Here is a 19,670-nt window from a genome sequence, read left to right as displayed (position 1 = left end):
GACAAAAATGAAAAAATATACAATTAAATCTATCTTGATACTGGCAATAGGATGTATGTTACATTCCTGTCTCGACCTGGATCCGAAAGACCAGATTGCCGATGGTAACTATTGGCAGACTGCTACAGACTTCAAGTTGTTCTCCAATCAGTTCTATGGCTGGACACGCGATTTCAAAAACAGCGTCTACGATGCCCCCCACTCCGATAAGCGTTCCGACCTTATCATGGACAAAGGCAGCAAGAATGTATTTGCTAACGGAACCAACAGCATACCGGCTTCCGACGGTAACTATACCGATGCATACAATCGCATCCGTCGCACCAATATCCTCTTGCAGAAAGCAGAGAGTTTTGCAAATCAGAGTGACATCGCACAATATATCGGTGAAGCCAAGTTTTTCCGCGCTTACTGCTACTTTGACCTGTTGCAGCTTTTTGGAAATGTCATAGTAGTCACTACACCGATTGATGTTACCGCTCCCGAAATGCAAGCAGCACGCAACGACCGCAGCGAAGTAGCCGACCTCATCATTCAGGATTTGAAAGATGCCGCCGAATTACTTCCCGTCACTTCCACAGTGGAAAAAGGACGTGTAGGTCGCGAAGGCGCCTGGGCAATGCTTTCCCGTGTAGCGCTCTACGAAGGAACATGGCAGAAATTCCGTGGCAACACAACCCGAGGCAAAGACTTGCTGGACATTGCGGCAAATGCAGCAAAGGAAGTGATCAATGCTAAAACATTCTCTCTGTTTGCACCTGCTATCCTGGGCGACAGCGCGCAGAAGTATATGTTCATTCTGGAAGATACGAAATGTAACCCGGCCGGATTGCAGAAAAGCGCCAATACGGAGTATATTTTCTCCCGCCGTCATGACGAAGCGTTGGCTCCTATCGGTTCAAATATCACGAAAGAGTGTTTGGCAAATGCCCAAATGATTTCTCACAAATTTGCTGCAATGTATCTCTGCCAGGACGGACTCCCTATTGAAAAATCTGAAGTATATAAAGGAGACCAAAAGATATTGGACGAATACCTGAATAGAGATAACCGTATGGTTTATACCCTGTGCAAACCTTACGAATATTTCTGGAGTAACCTGAACTCACGTGTCAACTGGACAGGTGATGCCGTTGACCGCGCTTCAGCTTCCATCAAGGGATTAGTGCCTACCAGTGGAAGCGGTTACAACAACCAGAAATGGGCTTGCGAACGTTATGTGAATGACACCTATGAAAGCTATGACTACCCCGTTATTCGCTACGCAGAAGTTCTGCTGAACTATGCCGAAGCAGTATTTGAACGGGATGAAAAGATTTCTGACGAAGACCTGAACCTCTCTCTCAACTTGGTTCGTTGCCGCATCAACACCAAAATGCCCAAACTGACCAATACATTTGCCAGCACTCACGATCTGGATATGAGAACTGAAATTCGCCGTGAACGTACCATTGAATTGTTCAACGAAGGCTTCCGTATAGACGATCTGAAGCGTTGGAAGACAGCTGAAAAGGAAATGCCGCAAGATTTCCTGGGTATCAGATGGACAGGTACGGAATTCCAGAACAAATGGCCGAACGTTACCAATGAAAGAAACAGCGACGGTTTCATCATCCTGGAGTCAGGACGTAAATGGGAAGATAAGCACTATCTTTACCCATTACCTACCGACCAGTTGCAATTGAACCCGAACCTGAAACAGAACCCGGGTTGGGGAGAATAAATCAATGTTTTTCATTCATAAAAAGAAGATAACAACATGAAGAATAGAAATTCTATATATCAAGGCTTGAGCCGGGCATCCATCGGGATGCTGGCGGCCTGCATGGCTCTGACTGCATGTGATAAGGATCAAGAATTTACTCCTGCCATGCCCGAAGCCAAACTGATCAACGGCATCACATTCAAGGTAAGTGAGAACCTGCCGCTTGCCATTGGCATGGACTCTACTATTGTTTTTGCGATTGATGCTCCCAAAGAACTGGAAGATCGTTCCATTATCTGGAAGTCAACCGACGAAACAGTTGCCAAAGTTTCACAGCAAGGTACTATTACCGGTATAGCCGAAGGTACGGCCATCATTAGTGTGACTCCCGCCATAGGTTTTGGTCCGTCAGCTTCAGTTACGGTCAATGTAATACCCGAAATCATAAAGGCTACCGATATGATGTTGACCAATCCGAAAGAGGGAGAAGATATCTATGAGACAGACCGAATTCAATTGGAGGCATCCATCCTTCCGGCCAATCATACCTATTCTTATCTGACATGGGCAAGCAGTAACCCAAGCATCGCTACAGTATCAGAAAATGGTTTAGTAAACTGCCTGACACCGGGTAAGGCCATCATTACAGCTTACACACACGACCGTAGTGGCGTATCCGCCTCTTATGAGCTGAATATCAAAGAGTACATTCCGGTAGAAAGCGTCTCTATCTCTGCTTTGACAGAACCGCTTTGTATCTCTCGCGGTCCGGTTCAGTTGGATGTTACTTACACACCCGCCAACGCTACCACAGGTTCAGTAGACTGGACTTCCAGCGACGAAAACATTGCTACGGTAGATTTGGGTATTGTAACACCGAAGGGCTTCGGAACTGCTACTATTACAGCAACTTGTAAGGCAACTGGCCAGACGGCTTCCGTATCTGTAACCGTAGAAAGCGGTTGGGTGATTTGGGATGGCCAGAATAATTTCGATGGCTGGAAAATTGGACAGAATTACTCAAGCTATGTGATAGAAGACGGCAAAATGGTGGTTACAGCCGGTGCTCAAAACGCTACCATGAGGCGTGCGGACTTGAGTTTCAGGAATGTCCCCATCAACCTTGATTTCTCCAACTATCCGGTACTTGCCATGCGTTCCACATTGCCAGTTGGCGGAAAAGGAATCGGACAAGGTGGTGCATATACACTGGACATGGTAACTAAGTCCGGAAATGCCGGTAGAGCCCATGTCGGAGAACTTCTGAGTGATGGTACGAATCTGATATACTATGATGTACCGTCTATCAATGCAGCATTAGGCAATGGTGTGGTAGAAGCCAATACCTTCCAAATCAAGGTTGCGGACATTTATAATGAGAACCTGCCTACCGGCCAATATACGGTTTACTGGATTCGCACATTCAAGAGTATAGCCGAAGCGAAAGCCTTTGCAGAAGCGGAGATAGCAACCGGAAACTAAAATACAACTCTAAAGAATACTCACAATGAAAAAGAATTTGATATTCGCATTAGGTCTCTCACTGGTAACAGGCTTCACAGCCTGTTCCAGTGAAATCGAGGACGGAACAACAGACATCGACAGTTGGGAGATGCCTTATGAAGAAGTAGTAGCCAAATACACCTACACTCACCCTTGCGCCATGTTCAACGAGGCCGACTTTACACGTGTGAAGACGATGCTTGATAACGGAAGTGCACCGCAGGCAGTAAAGGATGAATTCAATCTGCTGAAGAGCAGCCAATTTACAAATGTTACCTATACTCCTACGCCTACCGAAAAGATAGTACGTGGTGATGCTACAGGAACGGGAACGAATGAGAACTACAGCAATGCAATGCGCGATGCCGCCGCTGCCTACCAACTATCATTGTTGTGGAAGCTGACAGGCGATACGAAATATGCCGATGCTTCCATCAAAATAATGAATGCTTGGGTAAAGGTGTGCAAGGAAGTAACCTCAAACGATTCCAATCACATGCTTGCCGCAGGTGCACAAGGTTATACTTTCGCAAATGCAGGTGAAATCATGCAAACTTATGCAGGTTGGGCAGCCAACGATTTGACCGCCTTCAAGAAATGGATGAAAGATGTTTTTGCTCCCAAAAACCTGGACTTCATGAAACGTCATCAAGGTACTTGCAGCGATCACTACTGGTCTAACTGGGATTTAGTGAATATGTGTTCGTACCTTGCCATCGGTATCCTGAATGAAGACGACGAAATGGTAAATTATATAGTGAACTACTTCTACAATGGAGCAGGCAACGGCTACATCGGCAAACTCATTCAAGGCACTTTCACCGATCCATTGGGAAGTGGAGAAGAAATAGCCCAAAACCAGGAGAGCGGTCGCGACCAGGGACACGCCATGATGTCAATAGCTGTAACAGCTAATCTGTGTCAAATGGCCTACACCCTCTTCCAATGCAATCCAACAGTGACTCAACTCGACTTCTTTGCCGCAAAAAACAATGCAATAATGAAAATGGGTGAGTATACAGCTCTCTTCAATCTACGCAACGGGTCAGATCAGTTGAATGCCGCCGGTTCATGGTTGACAACAAAAGAACAGATGCCGTTCAATCGTTATGAATATTGCATTGATTGCAGTTGCGCCGATAAGAATCACGGTACTATACATACAGCCGTAGCTGATGATAACGGTCGTGGCAACCTCCGTCCGGGATGGGAAATTCTCTACAATCACTACGCCAAAGTGAAGAAGTTGGGCAGTGGCTACAAGTACGCCAAGATGGCTGCCGACAAAATGCGTCCCGAAGGTGGTGTGGATGGTGGAAGCCGTTACGGCACAAATAGTGGTGCGTTCGACCAATTGGGTTGGGGAACATTAATGCTGTATCGCGAATAAAAGAAAAGGTTAACAGTACCAATGAGATTCTATAAGAAATAGAGAAGTTATACTTTATTCTCTCATCTTATAGAATCTCATTTTATATTTTCATTCGAGTAATACTAAAAGACGACATTTTTTCCTAAATTTGCATAGTATAAAGAAAAAATGCTTATGTCCTTAGGAAAACACATATTAATTCTCGTAATACTTTTTATCGGGGCATTTAATATCTTTGCTTCCGACAATAACTATATTATCTATTCAATAGGAAACGAAGAAGCGAATTGCAAATTCGAAGACAATCGTGTCAATTGCATTTATAAAGATTCCGACGGTTTTATCTGGGTAGGTACGGGTACTACAGTTGAACGCATAAACGGTAAATATACTTCACTTTATACCTTCGCTGAAAAACAAGTAGGAATAACTCCTTCTCCTTTTCTAGTCAACGCATTGATAGAAAATCACAAACATGATTTTTGGGCAGGTACTATCCAAGGTCTTTTTCGCATGAACCATGAAAAACGTATATTAGAACGAGTATTTACTGAGGAAATAAACTTTTCTGTCCAAGCATTAGAAAAAGATGAGGAAAACAGACTCTATATAGGGACAGTAAATGGACTCTACATCTACGATGGGAAAAAACTCCGACACATTATTATTGATGAGAAAAACATTCTTTCTGATAATAATCGTATCTTGGATATTGCAATATACAATCATAATTCTGTTTGGTTGTTAACTCCAAATGGAATTGTTATTTGCGATGCCAAATCCGGTTCACTCAAACAATATAGATGTACTCTATCTTCATGCGGACAATTAAAATGTCTTGTGAAAGTAGATGATACTTTGTATATAGGCACAGAAAAGGGAAACATTATAACTTTCAATTTACTTCACCTGAACTTTGCTCCTTACTGGAATGAAATCAAAGTACCCATTTCAAATCTTACCTATGAAAAAGATGTTTTGGGAGTTGCTACCAGCGGACAGGGAATTTTTCTACTATCCTTAAACGAAAGAAAAATCATTTATTCTGCTACCTATGGTAGAGAAACAGAACAGGATCTCTTATCCAACAACATTTCCTCCATCTTGCTGTCTCAAGGTGATATATGGTGTGGAACAGGATACTATCTGGGTATGAATATATTGAGGAAGAAAAATGAGTCTTTCAAACGCTATGACAAAGGAATCTTCAAAACCAAAGACATTGCAGTACGTAGTTTTCTTCCTACTCGAGAGTATAGCTTCATCGGTACGCGGGAAGGGTTCTATTACGTACACGAAGCGACCGGAAAAATACAATACATAGATGTCCGAGGCGATAAAACCGGAAATTTACGCTCCAATCTGATATTTTCCTTTCATGAATACGAAGGAGATATATTAGTTGGAACCTGTGGAGGTGGTTTGTCCGCCTTCACTCCTCAAACCGCTACTTTTAAAGAAACACCCCTGACTCGTGCATGCGTATCGAATGATATTTTCATGTTTTTAGAAGATGAAAACGGGAAATTATGGTTAGCAACTTCTGACGGTCTTTATTCATATGACAGACAAACTCAAGCAGTCCGGGAGTACAATGCATCAAACAGTGGTATGCCAGGCAATATCGTATATGGTATCTATTTAGATTCAGCCAAGCGCTTTTGGGTAGGCACGGATAAAGGTTTGGCAGTATTTGATAGCCAGACTGGAAAATGTAGCCAGGATATGTTGCCAGAGGTCTATTGTAAAGAAGCTATCCGATACATTTATGAAGGGAGAGACGGCACACTCTTCTTCTGCCAGTTAAACAACCGCTTGTTAGTGGCTGATAAATCATTGAATCATTTTCATCACCTCTCCCCTCTTTGCCCCAATTTTATACAAGATGACCAAGGATTTTATTGGTTAGGGCAATGGGATGGACTATTACGAATTGATGAGAACCTGAATCGCTACACATTTTTTCCTTCTATAAATGATTTGAATACCAATGCCGGACCACCAATCTTAAAGGATAAAAATGGTATGTTATGGATATGTGGCGTGAAAGGGTTGTTCATGGTAAATCCCCGGGCAAACTTTATCCCCTCACCCGTACAAATCACAGAAATACAGATCAATGGTAACTTCTATGCTGACGATTATAAATTAAAGCCGGATTCTACTTTGTATTTAAAATCAAATGAAAATACTATCACTTTCCGATTCGCCTCTTTAGGATACGAAAAACCGGAACTTATTAAGTATGAGTACATGCTTCAAGGCAAAGATTCTACGTGGACAGTGCTGACCAACGAAGATAAAGTTTCTTATTTTGACCTGCCTGCCGGAGAGTATGTTTTCCAGATCCGTAAGTTTCTGGACTCAGATTCAATAGATCAGGTTTCATTTAAAATAAGAACTAATCGTTCTTGGATGGCTTATGCCGGTATTATAATAATAATAGTGATAGTTTCTTTATTCGTTTTCAAGAACAAGAAAACAGTATCAGTAAACGCAACCGTCCCCGATAAATTACCGGAAGATTCCCAACCGGAGAAAAAAGTTACTATCCAAACTACGGAAAGCTATGTGAAGCTAAGTGAAAAAGAAGCCAGCGAAGTAATTGATGCACTAAAGAAATATATGCAGAAGCAACAAGCTTACCTGAACGTAGACTTGAAACAATCAGAAGTGGCGGTTGCTATCGGTTACCCCACCTATCTCCTTTCCGCTATATTCACCCATTATCTCAAAATGGGATATTACGATTTTGTCAACAGCTACCGTGTTGAGCAGTTCAAGCAGTCGGTCAGCGAAGGCAAACATAAAAAATATACTTTGGTCACATTGGCTGAAAAATGTGGTTTTAAATCAAAAGCATCGTTTTTCCGAGCTTTCAAGAAGTTTACAGGTACTACCCCCAACGAATATATCCAGCAATTCGATAAAGAATAACCCATTCTCCATATTACCGGCGGTATCACTTATTTGTGATACCGCTTTATTTTATTGATAATCAAGGAAATTAAACATAAATAGTATCTTTCATAAGTTTGATACACCTTCCATCCTTTTTTCGTTTTCAGTCTGTTTCTTACTACTTATTTTTGCATTGAACTTCTTGACAAAGAAAGGTTCTATAAACAGCAAATTGTAAAACCAAAAATCGAAAGCATGGAAGACTTAAAAGCAACAACACCCTGCCTCATTACCGATTCTTATAAAGAATACTACCCATCAGTATGTTCTTATATTTATTATAGAATTAATAATTGGGAAACAGCAAGGGATTTATCCCAAGATGTATTTCTGCGTCTTATGGACTATAAACAAATGCTTCGCCCCGATACCGTGAAATATTTCATTTTCACCATTGCCCGTAATTTGCTGAACGACTATCTGCGCCGTTATTATAAGAAGCAGGAAATCACCTCATATATATATGATCATGCTATAACCTATACAAACGAGACGGAAAGTCTCATTATTGCAAAAGAACTTTCTCTCTTAGAGAAACATAAATTAAGGATGCTCTCCGACCAACGCAGAAAGATTTATACCATGAATCGCTTCGAAGAAAAATCCATTTCCGAAATTTCTACTGAACTCAGTATATCTCCTCGTACGGTCGAAAACCATCTGTTTGTCAGCCGTAAGGTAGTACGTGATTTCATCAGACAATGTATCTAATTAGATTTATAACAATAGTGTTAATTTTAAATTTATAGTTTATGAAGAAAGATTTGCTAAAGTTCCCGTTCAAGAGAACCTTCTTCTCTACGGTGATTTTGTGTTCTCTGTCTGTCATTTTCAACTCATGCAACGACGATGGAGAAGGACGAATAAAGCTCAATGACAAGGCACCAGCCAAAGTAACAAATGTAACTACAGAATCCGGTCCCGGTGAAGTATATCTGACTTGGACTAATCCCACCGATGAAAGTTTCATGTACACCAAAATTGAATACACAAATACGAAAGGAGTAAAAAAGTATAAACTCATTTCTAAGGAGAAAGCGAATGATAGTGGAATTGCACAAACCACTATCAGTGGTTTTGGCAATACCAATGCGGTTTCTTTCTCTCTATTTTCTTGTTCTGTAAGGGGCAACAATGAAGGAGCAGTCGAAGTATCTGCGTCACCCCAAACACCGGCATTTGTAGACGTAGCTAAAACTATTACTTTAACTCCTGACCTTGGAGGGATATATGTAAATTGGAAAAACATCTATAATACTCCGGTTTACATTGTCCTCAATTATTATGCGGCAAGTGATTCTAAAAAAGCAGGTACATTCAAATTCCAAATAAACGGAAATAGCGAAAGCAAGCAGTTTGTTCAGCTTTCCTACGGAAAAGATGATTTCTTATCCGGCGAAGAGTGTATTATAAATGTAACTACCGAAGACACAGATGAAAATGCATCTGAACCGATAGAATTTAAAATTACTCCAATAGCTGTAGTGAAAATATCCAAGGCTAACTGGTCATTCCCGGGTTATAATGACAGTTCAAACGCCGGTACTATCGGGTATAGCTCACAGGAAACAATCGGAGAAGGCGGCGGCAAATCACCGGCAGGACGTGTCATTGCAATGCTTGATGACAATTTAGAAACCTATTGGCACGCTTCCTGGAAACAAGCCAGCAATTATCCCCACTGGTTTATTGTCGATATGGGTAAGAACGTTACTATCAGCAGCATTGAACTGATACGACGTCAAGGTGATGCTAGAGGGCAGAAAGGTCAGATCTTCTATACATGTTCTGACGAAGATGCAGCGAACAAAGACAATCCAGACAGTTGGGCATGGACCAACCACGGTGCCTTTACTTTCGACCCGGGTATTGATGATCCACAAGTATACCGTATAAATTCGAATCCGGTTGCCAGGTACATAAAAGTGTATTTCGGAACAGAACATAAAGGTACAGGCGCTCAGGCAATGGTTTCCGAAATCAATGTATATGGTGCCGAATAATAAATCCAATACTAAAATATAAATATGTTTATATCATGAGAAAGAAATTTATATTTGCGGCTGCTTTATGCCTGACAACATTATCTCCTGTATATAATGTCAATGCAGCAGTACAAGTGACACAGGAAATACAACAAGACGGACAAACCATACGCGGTAAAGTGATAGATAATACCGGTGAACCCGTTATTGGTGCGAATGTAACAATAAAAGGTACGACGAACGGTGTTATTACCGATATAGATGGCAATTTTGTCCTGAATAACGCGAAAGGTACACTGGTTATTTCCTTTGTAGGTTACAAAACCCAGGAAATTCCCATTGCAGGAAAAACTACGATTAATGTCCAATTGCAGGAAGATTCAGAACTATTGGATGAAGTTGTAGTCACTGGTTATGGTGCACAAAAGAAAGCATCTCTGACTTCCGCTATCAGCCAGATTAAAGGTGATGAAGCTTTCGCCAATAAAGGTATTGCCAATGCTACGGTAGCCTTGCAAGGTGAGATTCCGGGATTAACCATTACCCGTAGTTCTTCTCGTCCGGGTAGCGAAGGAGCAGCCATGAAAATTCGTGGTGACATCTCCATCAACGGTAACTCTTCACCATTGATTATCATTGATGGCATGTCCGGTTCAATGGATGAATTGAACTCAATGGATGCAAGTGACATCGAAAATATTTCTGTATTGAAGGATGCTTCGGCAGCTATTTATGGTGCACGCTCAGCTTCGGGTGTTGTATTGGTGACTACCAAACGTGGTAAGAAAGGCAAAGCGCAAATTTCTTATAACGGTTCTGTCAGCAGAACTATCAATGGTATTCAGATGCCCCTTACCACCAATCGTGAGTGGTTAGACATGTTCTATGAGGCACAGTACTACGATACAGTTGCCAATAATCCAAGTCTGACTACTCCGGAGGAAATTCATAAGAATATCAACTGGTGGATTTTCAACTCTTTTGGTGGTCCCACATTGGACGAGACAGATATTGATCCGGCAACAGGGCAGCCCACTATTTATAAGGGAGAAAAATTGTTCAATGCCCTTAGAAACGGAAATGTCCTCACACTTCAAAATGGCACTAAAGTAGAGCGCTGGGATCCCAACGTATATATGCAAGACTATTTGTATGGTCAGGCTACCTCACAAAAGCACTCGGTAAGTATCGCAGGGGCTGATGACAGATTCAGTTATCGCGCATCTTTAAGTTACTCTGAAAACAACTCACAACTGAAAGTAGCAGAAGATGGAGACAAAAAGTACGGTGCACGTCTGAATGTAGATTATAATGCTACTGACTTCCTGAAATTTGAGACAAGCATGTCTTATGACAAGCGCGATATCACTACCCCGACCACTGACGTAGGAGCAGGCTGGATGGATCCTTGGTTCTGGGCTATTTATAATCAGAATGGGGACGCATATGATACATTTAGCGGTAACCGTAACCCGGTAGGTGGCCTTATTCAGGGGGGACAGAAGAAAAATTCATTAACAACTTTCCGTGGCAACATGAAAGCTACGTACGACTTCTCAAAATGGGTGAAAGGCTTTTCTCTTTCAGCTTCCGGTAATTATAAACTGGTGGAAAGAAGCATTCAGGAAGTCAAAAATCCTGTGTATTATTATGACTGGGTAGGCACAGCTACCGGTAATAAACAAGGTCCCGGCTCATTGAATGAGAATATTGAAAAATGGGAAAATGTTACTTTGGGCGCTTTTGCCAATTATGAACGTACCTTTGCCAATGTCCATACCGTATCTGCCATGATTGGTATGACCGCAGAGCAAGAAACTTCTAAAAAGATAGGTGGAAAACGCAACATGGGTCCTCTTTATTCAGGGTCCGACCTTACCGACCTCGATGTATGGATCAGCGGTACCAATAATGAAGCTTATGGCGGACAGAGTTCCTGGGGATTCGTTTCCTATTTAGGACGTGCAAACTATATTTACGATAACAAATACTCAATCGAAGTATTAGGTCGCCGTGATGGTTCTTCTAAGTTATCCAAGCAACAACGTTGGAAAAACTTCTATTCAATTTCCGGCTTCTGGAGAATTTCACAAGAAAATTTCCTCAAAGATTATTCTTGGCTGAGTGATTTAAAAGTGCGTTACAACTATGGTAAAACCGGTAGTGTAGAAGGAATCGGCAACTACGAACGTTATTCGGCAATCAAGACTGGAGGCACTCTTTTCGGAGAAGATCCTTCACATCATACATCTTTGTGGATTGACGGTATGAGATCTGACCAACGTACCTGGGAAACAATTGACAGCCACAACTTCGGATTGGATTTCGCTTTCCTGAATAATCGTTTGAGAGGTTCGTTCGACTACTTTATCAAGACTAATAACGGTATGTTCATCGGTGTAGATTATCCCTCTGTTTTGGGTGCCGGTGCTCCGAAAACCAATAATGGTAAACTCCGCGCCAAAGGTTGGGAACTTGCTCTTAATTGGAACGACCAAGTGGGACAAGTAAGATATAACATAGGAGCTTCACTTTCTGATGCTTGGTCTAAGGTACTCGAATTAACCAATAATGAAAATGTTCCTAATCCGGGTAAGAATACAAGCCGACTGATAAACAAGCCTATAAATGCCATTTATGTCTATCAGACAGACGGTATCTTCCAGACTCAGGAGGAAGTGGACGCTTTCTATGAAATGTATTATTATACAGCAAACGGAGGAGTTAAGCCGAACAATATTCTTCCTGCACCGGGAGAAACTGGTCTCAACCGCCTTCGTCCGGGTGCTCGCAAACTCGTTGACCTCAATGGTGACGGTGCCATTACTACAGAAGACCTTTATTATGCAGGAGATGCAGCTCCCCGTTTAGCATTCAGCATAAAGGCAGGACTGGAATGGAAAGGCATAGATTTCTCCGCTTTTTTCCAGGGAATTGGTAAACAGGTCACTTTAAGAACCGGAAGTATCTATGCACCATTTGTGACAAACTATACCATGCAGAACAGTACGTTTATGGGTAAAACCTGGACTCAGGAAAATCCGGATGCACAGTACACCATCCTGTCACGCGATAATGGTTTCAACCGATTCAACTATGAGAACAAGGATATCAGTGTACAGAACAACAGATACATCCGCCTGAAATCATTGGTAATAGGTTATTCGCTCCCCAAACAATGGATTGCTAAAGCAGGACTTAGTAAACTCAGATTTTGTTTCTCTGGTGACGATTTGTGGGAATGGACGAAAATCAAAGACGGTTATGACCCTGAGCATGGAGAAGGTGGTAACAATACATTCCCATTCAGCCGCCTGATAACATTCGGTGTGGATCTTACATTCTAATATAACTTTCTAAAAAATATGAGTATGAAAACCATAATAAACAAAATATTCTTAGCCTCAGCATTGACTTTGTCACTGTCTGCATGTAGCGACTTTCTTGAAAAAGAGCCATTGTCGCAAGGAACAGAAGCAATCGTCTTCAAAACTCCGGAACATTTTGTACAGGCAGCTAATGCCCTGTATAACATGGAGGGATGGAAAAATTACGATAATAAAGCCAATTATGACGTCATGGACCGTAACCTTGATATTTCAGGATTAGGCAGTAATGGCGGTGGTTCGGCACCGGAAAGCAACTGGCAATGGGACAAGCCTTACGGGCATATCCGCACTTGCAACATCCTATTGCAAAAAGCAGAAGAGTTCGGTGACAAAGACGCTATAGCCCAGCCCATAGGAACAGCCTACTTCTTCCGTGCATGGCAACACTTCTACCTTCTAAGACTTTTCGGTGGTGTACCCATCGTAGACCATGTACTGGACGTTAATGACGGAGTAATATACGGTCCGCGTAAGAGCCGCTATGAGGTAGCTAATTTTATCATTTCCGACTTGGAAACAGCCATTCCTTTATTGCCCAAAGAAACAGATATCCCTGCTTCTTCTAAAGGAAAAGTCAGTAAAGAAGCTGCCAAAGCATTTTTAGCGAGAGTACTGCTTTACGAAGCTACATGGGAAAAATACGTTCCTACCCTCAACTACGATCTGGATGGAAACGGTAATGAATCAGGTGCCGGTACAGCTAAACCGGAAGGATATTACTCTATCGAAAAGATGCTGACTGAAGCAAAAAAGCTTTCGGGCGAAGTTATCACCGAAGCCGAAACCGGAACTTTCAAACTTTGGAACGAATGTGATTCTTTGAGTTATTTCTACCTGTTCAATATTGATGACGGAGCAGAAAATATCCCAAACTTCAAAAACGCAGGAAAGAAAACAAATAAAGAATTTATCTTATACAAAAAGTATGATTACAATTTAGGTCAGGGCGGCATCAACTTATCACATACGGTTGCCACCTGGCAAGGTTCGAACATCAGCACTTCATTTGGTGAAAGCTTCTTGTGTCGCAACGGATTACCTATCCGTATCAGTTATACAGGCAATATGTCAGATGCACAAGATAATCCACAGTTTGAAGGATATGATACATTTGTGGGTGAATTCCGGAACCGTGACTACCGTTTTGTAGGTTGCGCCATGTCAATACCCGACCGTACTTTCTGGAGCAGCCGCACTGAAGATGGCAGACAACTTACAGCAGCAGGAAAACCATATCCCGATCCTGTATTCCCACAAAACAACGATGTATACAATGCCAATGATCCTGCCTACAAAAGCTCTTGCGGAGTATTCAAACCTACTCTCCGCAATAACAGTACAGCCAGTTCCTACGGTAGCCGTAAATTCTTAATTGAAGGTGCAGGCCGATCTGTGTCCAATAGTGAATCCGCAGATTTTCCGCTGATCCGTCTGGCAGAAGTACACTTGATTTATGCAGAAGCAACTTGTGAATTGGGCAACGGTTCAATCTCCGATGAAGACCTGAACTTCTCTATCAACAAAAACCGGGAACGTGCACGTGTTGCTCCTTTGACAAATGCTTTGATTGCCAATGTTTGGGATGCCGGATGGTTCGATCACGCAACTGGTAAAACAATCTGTAAGAAAATGAACATGCTGGATGAAATCCGCCGCGAAAGAGCATGTGAACTCTTCGGAGAAGGTTTCCGCTTGGATGATTTGAAACGTTGGGGGATTGCCCACATCAATCTTACAGGTCAAAAGTTAGGTCACCGCATCTTGGGAACAGCCTACGAAACAGAAAAGGCCAATGATGCCAACTACTTCGGTGAACCTTGTTACTATCCGGAGAAATATCCCTTGCTATATGGCATTTACGAAGGAACCGGTCCGAATGATCCCGACTACGGACGCTCTATTGCTACCTTAGCAGGAAATCTGAATTTCAGCCAACGCGATTATCTGCAACCTATTCCACAGGTACAGATTCGTCTGAATCCTCAGCTGAAGCAAAATCCGGGATGGTAATTTAGCAGAAACACAGCAATACAGGTTATACTAAGTAAGGTCCGTAATTTTTCATTAAGGGAAAACGGACCTTACCTATTTAAAATATTACCATCTATATCTGGCATAGAAATTTTAAAAAACAGCCTTTTAAGGAATTTTCTGTAAAAGATTAACCTTCAATAGGTATAAAGCGAAGCACCTTCAAATTTAGGAAATAACATGAAAATACTTCTTTTATCAACTATAGTAATTATAGGCTCAATAATATGCAGTCAGCCGGCACTCGCTGCCACTGATAAAATAAATAACGCACCGGATTCTGTTTATATAGTCCCTTATACGACAACACATGATGACGGACGTAGTGGTATGAGATTTGCCTGGAGTCCTGATGGCGAACAATGGTTTAGCGTAGCCAATGGCTACAGATACGTGCGCAGTGATTTTGGAAATACCAAAATGATGATAGCTCCCCGAATCATAAAAGGGCAGGATGGAATGTGGCATGCAGTCTGGCAGTTGAGTAAAACAGGGAAAGCCTTTGCTTACGTAACTTCTACCGACCTAACGCAATGGAGCAGGCAAACCTATTTCATGGCAGACGATACAGATAAGGCAACATATGCAGCATATACTTCCCTCGCATCGGCAGGAATAAAAAAACAAATCATTTTAGGAAAAGACACTCTGGAAAGTTATATGCAGAAGCTCCCGTATAAAGAGCTGGAACAGTTGATCCGCTATGGAGAACATAAAAACTTCTGTAATATCGAAGATGGAGAACTAATGAAACAGGATGCTGTCCGTTTCGCCGGATTACCTCCGGTTATAGCTGATATTCGGGTGAACATGGAACAAACAAAAACAATCAGTAATCGTCTGATAGGTGTCTTTTTTGAAGACCTCAACTATGCAGCTGATGGTGGACTCTATGCCGAATTAATCCAAAACCGCGATTTCGAATATTCACCGAAAGATGGCAATAAGAATAAAGATTGGAACAGTACATACGCATGGAGCATAACCGGCAACAACGCTTCATTCTCTATAAGTGAAGCTCATCCCATCCACCCAAATAATCCTCACTATGCCATATTAGACATACAACAACCGGGAGCTGCATTGATAAATGCCGGTTTCGATGGAATCGTAGTAAAGAAAGGAGAGAAATACTATTTCTCCATGTTTACGAAAACCTTAAGTGAAAAAGGAGGAAAAATCAAGATTTGTTTAAACAGTAAAGACGGCAAAGAAATTGCACAAGCCACTTTGTCTGTTACTTCCGATAAGTGGAAGAAACAGAATATAGTGCTGACAGCAACAGCCAATGCCACCGATGCAGTTTTGGCTATTGTTCCCCAGAATATCGGGAAATATGGTTTGGACATGATTTCCTTATTTCCACAGAAAACCTTTAAAGGTAGAAAAAACGGACTGCGTGCCGACCTTGCACAAGCCATTGCTGATATCCATCCACGTTTTGTCCGTTTCCCCGGTGGTTGTCTGGCGCATGGCGACGGAATAGATAATATTTATGATTGGAAAGGCTCTATCGGTGCTTTGGAAACCCGCAAACCGATGCCTAATATATGGAGATATCATCAGACACGTGGTCTGGGGTATTACGAATTTTTCCAGTTCTGCGAAGATATAAATGCTGAACCATTACCGGTAGTTGCAGCCGGTGTTCCTTGTCAAAACTCCGGTCAGCGCAGCCATCATTCCAAAGATGAAATCAGCTGCGCAGGACAACAAGGTGGTATCCCTATGGAAGAAATGGGAGCATATATCCAAGACATTCTCGACCTGATAGAGTATGCCAACGGCGATGCGAAAAAGACTAAATGGGGTAAAATACGTGCACAGTCAGGACATCCGAAACCTTTCAATATGAAATTCATCGGCATTGGCAATGAGGATATGATAACGGATGTTTTTGAAGAACGCTTCACTATGATTTACAAAGCCATAAAAGAGAAGTATCCCGAAATCACTGTAATAGGAACCACCGGACCATTCAGTGAAGGCACAGATTATGAAGAAGGTTGGGCACTGGCCACCCAATTAGGTGTCCCAATGGTCGACGAACATTATTATAAATCTCCGGGATGGTTTATCAATCATCAGAATTATTACGACTACTATGACCGCAATAAGCCGCAAGTTTATCTGGGGGAATACGCTGCACACCTTAAAGGAGGTCCTAACCTGGAAACAGCATTGGCCGAGGCATTATACCTCACATCCATAGAACGCAATGCAGATATAGTGACAATGACTTCTTATGCCCCTTTATTAGCCAAAGAGGGCCGTACGCAATGGAACACCGACTTGATTTACTTTAATAATACAGAAATTAAACCTTCTGCCAGTTACTATGTACAGCAGATGTACGGACAAAATACGGGTAATGAGTATTTAACATCCACCGTGGCATTAAATAATGATCAGAATGCGGTGCGGAAGCGCATAGGAGTATCGGTAGTTCGTAACAAAGAGCAAGGTGACATTATCATGAAATTGGTAAATATGTTGCCTGTCAGTACTAAGGCGCAAGTAGCACTACCCTCATTAACAGGAATGGACATACAAGCGCAAATAACCATTCTGAGCGGTCAACCGGAAGATAAATCCGTATGTCCGGCTTCAGGAAGCATAAAAGCTGGTGGAAAATTCTATTATGAAATGCCCGCTTATTCATTTACAGTGATAAGAATCCCCCAAAAGCAATAAAATAAGTGAGCATTAGAGTGAGTGAATTCTTTCTATTATTCGTATTCATCTAAAATAATATAATATCATTATATGAGATTGAGAAAGTTCATATTCATCACAAGTATTCTGTTAGGTGCAATCCAAAGTGCAACCGCGCAAAACCAGTTAGTCACCTATCCGGCACCAAAAGGTGCCGAACTGATGAACGACTTCACCGTCAAAGTGAGAGAAGCGGGAAAAGACTGGAAATCCATTGACACTTACCTTATCAAAGTAGATGAGGTACGGAAAACCCAGCATAATGTAGAAAATGCCTCCATGAGCTATTTCGACTTCTCAGGCGAAGTAGAAGTATCGGTAACGTTCAATCACGGAACAATCCAAGCGGGTCGTATCCGCCCACTATCTTACGGAATAGCCCCTTCGATAGAGGGTAATACAATGACCTTCAAACTGGACTGCCCGCGCAACTTGTCGGTAGAAGTAAACGGAGATATTTTCCATAATCTTCATCTTTTTGCCAATCCGATAGATGAGAAGAAACCCAAAAAACTGAAGGATAAGAATCTGATTTACTTCGGTCCGGGCATACACACTTTTCCCGGAGACACACTGAATGTTCCGTCCGGAAAGACGGTTTATATAGCGGGAGGAGCTCTCGTAAAAGGATGCATCCAGGTGGTAAATGCTCAGAATGTGAAGATTCTGGGAAGAGGGATCGTTATTCCCGAACGCTGGGCAGGGCTACGTATCGTCAATTCCAAAAATGTATTAGTAGAAGGAGTTATCACTACCCAATGCCCCACAGGAGGATCGGACAGCATAACGATACGCAACGTAAAATCCATCAGTTCTTACGGATGGGGTGACGGCATGAATGTATTTGCCAGCAACAATGTATTGTTCGACGGCGTATTTTGCCGTAACTCCGACGATTGCACCACCGTCTACGGAACTCGTCTGGGATTTACCGGCGGTTGCAAAAATATCACCATGCAAAACTCTACCCTTTGGGCGGATGTAGCGCACCCCATCTTTATCGGTATTCACGGAGACGTTGAAAACCCTGAGATTCTGGAAAACCTGAACTATATCAATATCGACATTCTGGACCATAAAGAGAAGCAATTGGATTATCAAGGTTGCCTCGCCATCAATGCAGGCGATAATAATCTGATCCGCAATGTGCGTTTCGAGAATATCCGGATAGAAGATTTCAGACAGGGACAATTAGTTAATCTGCGTATCTTCTACAATGAGAAATATTGCAAAGCACCGGGCAGAGGTATTGAGAATGTATTGTTCAAGGACATCTCCTACACGGGAGAGAATGCAGAAGTTTCCATGATTATCGGTTATGACAAAGAACGGAAAGTGAAAAACATTCGTTTTGAAAACTTGCAAATAAACGGTGAAGTGATTTATGATGACATGCCCGATAAACCCAAATGGTATAAGACCGGAGATATGGCACGCATCTTTGTAGGCGAACATACAGAAGAGGTTACATTCAGTAAATAACCGTTTGAAAAAAACAATAAGCTTATCGATACTGTCATCCTAAGCGTAGTCGAAGGATCTCCTCTCCGTGCATTCAGGTGAGTAGATCCTTCACTACGTTTGACATATCTTCCTTATAGAAGATTATTTCCCTCTCCTCTGTCCTCTCTGAGGCCTCATGCTCTGATACTTTTTATACTGTTCGTCCGTCAGAATCTTTTTGAGTTTCGCATCTGCCTCATTACGTTTTTTCTCCATTTCTTCACGTGAAGGTCTTTCGCCCGAAGCATCTCTGTTTGGTCTCATTTCCTCCATTACCGCCTTAAATACTTTAGCCTGAGTTTCATTCAGTCCCAATTCCGTCACCATCTGTTCGATACGTTTTGACGGATCAGGACGTTCGCCTCTGTTTTCCTGTGCCATACCTACAGCCGTTCCCAGAAACAGGGCAAGGGCCAAACTTAAAATTTGCTTCTTCATAATTTTAATGCATTTAAAAGTGAGTTATATTTTCATTGAATTCACCAAATATGCATCTATGACTCTTT

The 19,670-nt window shown here is 42.0% G+C and carries 11 protein-coding genes; 10 read left to right on the top strand and 1 reads right to left on the bottom strand.

All coding sequences use genetic code 11. The features are described from left to right. Positions 1 to 7 precede the first annotated feature (7 nt). From VYM24_RS15610 to VYM24_RS15565, 10 genes are all read left to right on the top strand, one after another. Complete coding sequence (locus VYM24_RS15610; RefSeq protein ID WP_299089590.1) at positions 8 to 1,723, top strand: RagB/SusD family nutrient uptake outer membrane protein; 1,716 nt, start codon at positions 8 to 10, stop codon at positions 1,721 to 1,723. A 36-nt stretch (positions 1,724 to 1,759) separates the two neighbouring features. Beyond that, positions 1,760 to 3,187, top strand: a complete 1,428-nt coding sequence (locus VYM24_RS15605; protein ID WP_299089588.1) for an Ig-like domain-containing protein — start codon at positions 1,760 to 1,762, stop codon at positions 3,185 to 3,187. Between the two features lie 25 nt (positions 3,188 to 3,212). After that, positions 3,213 to 4,598 carry an alginate lyase family protein gene (locus VYM24_RS15600; RefSeq protein ID WP_117723647.1) on the top strand — a complete coding sequence of 462 codons (1,386 nt, stop codon included), beginning with the start codon at positions 3,213 to 3,215 and terminating at the stop codon, positions 4,596 to 4,598. Between the two features lie 156 nt (positions 4,599 to 4,754). Continuing rightward, complete coding sequence (locus VYM24_RS15595; RefSeq protein WP_330940364.1) at positions 4,755 to 7,517, top strand: two-component regulator propeller domain-containing protein; 2,763 nt, start codon at positions 4,755 to 4,757, stop codon at positions 7,515 to 7,517. A 219-nt stretch (positions 7,518 to 7,736) separates the two neighbouring features. Further along, a complete protein-coding gene (locus VYM24_RS15590) occupies positions 7,737 to 8,252 on the top strand; it encodes a sigma-70 family RNA polymerase sigma factor (RefSeq protein WP_291548637.1) in 516 nt (171 codons plus the stop codon). A gap of 41 nt (positions 8,253 to 8,293) precedes the next feature. Then, positions 8,294 to 9,544 (top strand): DUF4959 domain-containing protein, encoded by a 1,251-nt coding sequence (locus VYM24_RS15585; RefSeq protein ID WP_299089581.1) that lies wholly within the window; start codon positions 8,294 to 8,296, stop codon positions 9,542 to 9,544. Between the two features lie 35 nt (positions 9,545 to 9,579). Then, positions 9,580 to 12,873: a SusC/RagA family TonB-linked outer membrane protein gene (locus VYM24_RS15580; protein ID WP_330940363.1), complete on the top strand. Its 3,294-nt coding sequence runs from the start codon at positions 9,580 to 9,582 to the stop codon at positions 12,871 to 12,873. A gap of 24 nt (positions 12,874 to 12,897) precedes the next feature. Then, positions 12,898 to 14,925: a RagB/SusD family nutrient uptake outer membrane protein gene (locus VYM24_RS15575; protein ID WP_330940362.1), complete on the top strand. Its 2,028-nt coding sequence runs from the start codon at positions 12,898 to 12,900 to the stop codon at positions 14,923 to 14,925. Between the two features lie 201 nt (positions 14,926 to 15,126). Then, on the top strand, positions 15,127 to 17,640 hold the full coding sequence (locus VYM24_RS15570; protein WP_117723642.1) for an alpha-L-arabinofuranosidase C-terminal domain-containing protein: 2,514 nt from the start codon (positions 15,127 to 15,129) through the stop codon (positions 17,638 to 17,640). Positions 17,641 to 17,712: 72 nt separating this feature from the next. After that, positions 17,713 to 19,143 carry a glycosyl hydrolase family 28 protein gene (locus VYM24_RS15565; RefSeq protein ID WP_291548627.1) on the top strand — a complete coding sequence of 477 codons (1,431 nt, stop codon included), beginning with the start codon at positions 17,713 to 17,715 and terminating at the stop codon, positions 19,141 to 19,143. Positions 19,144 to 19,266: 123 nt separating this feature from the next. Here VYM24_RS15565 and VYM24_RS15560 read toward each other — a convergent pair whose 3' ends face one another. After that, positions 19,267 to 19,602: a hypothetical protein gene (locus VYM24_RS15560; protein WP_330940361.1), complete on the bottom strand. Its 336-nt coding sequence runs from the start codon at positions 19,600 to 19,602 to the stop codon at positions 19,267 to 19,269. Positions 19,603 to 19,670: the final 68 nt, after the last annotated feature.

Origin of the sequence: Bacteroides sp. MSB163 (genome assembly GCF_036416795.1) — a bacterium.
Taxonomy (GTDB): domain Bacteria; phylum Bacteroidota; class Bacteroidia; order Bacteroidales; family Bacteroidaceae; genus Bacteroides; species Bacteroides maternus.
Note: the sequence above shows the minus strand (reverse complement) of the source record. Positions and strands in the feature narration are given on the sequence as shown.

Excerpts from the sequence above, each read along its gene's own strand:
- VYM24_RS15600 (WP_117723647.1), top strand. The coding sequence starts at position 3,213 with ATGAAAAAGAATTTGATATTCGCATTAGGTCTCTCACTGGTAACAGGC.
- VYM24_RS15565 (WP_291548627.1), top strand. The coding sequence starts at position 17,713 with ATGAGATTGAGAAAGTTCATATTCATCACAAGTATTCTGTTAGGTGCA.
- VYM24_RS15570 (WP_117723642.1), top strand. The coding sequence starts at position 15,127 with ATGAAAATACTTCTTTTATCAACTATAGTAATTATAGGCTCAATAATA.
- VYM24_RS15580 (WP_330940363.1), top strand. The coding sequence starts at position 9,580 with ATGAGAAAGAAATTTATATTTGCGGCTGCTTTATGCCTGACAACATTA.
- VYM24_RS15560 (WP_330940361.1), bottom strand. The coding sequence starts at position 19,602 with ATGAAGAAGCAAATTTTAAGTTTGGCCCTTGCCCTGTTTCTGGGAACG.
- VYM24_RS15590 (WP_291548637.1), top strand. The coding sequence starts at position 7,737 with ATGGAAGACTTAAAAGCAACAACACCCTGCCTCATTACCGATTCTTAT.
- VYM24_RS15605 (WP_299089588.1), top strand. The coding sequence starts at position 1,760 with ATGAAGAATAGAAATTCTATATATCAAGGCTTGAGCCGGGCATCCATC.
- VYM24_RS15575 (WP_330940362.1), top strand. The coding sequence starts at position 12,898 with ATGAAAACCATAATAAACAAAATATTCTTAGCCTCAGCATTGACTTTG.
- VYM24_RS15585 (WP_299089581.1), top strand. The coding sequence starts at position 8,294 with ATGAAGAAAGATTTGCTAAAGTTCCCGTTCAAGAGAACCTTCTTCTCT.
- VYM24_RS15595 (WP_330940364.1), top strand. The coding sequence starts at position 4,755 with ATGTCCTTAGGAAAACACATATTAATTCTCGTAATACTTTTTATCGGG.
- VYM24_RS15610 (WP_299089590.1), top strand. The coding sequence starts at position 8 with ATGAAAAAATATACAATTAAATCTATCTTGATACTGGCAATAGGATGT.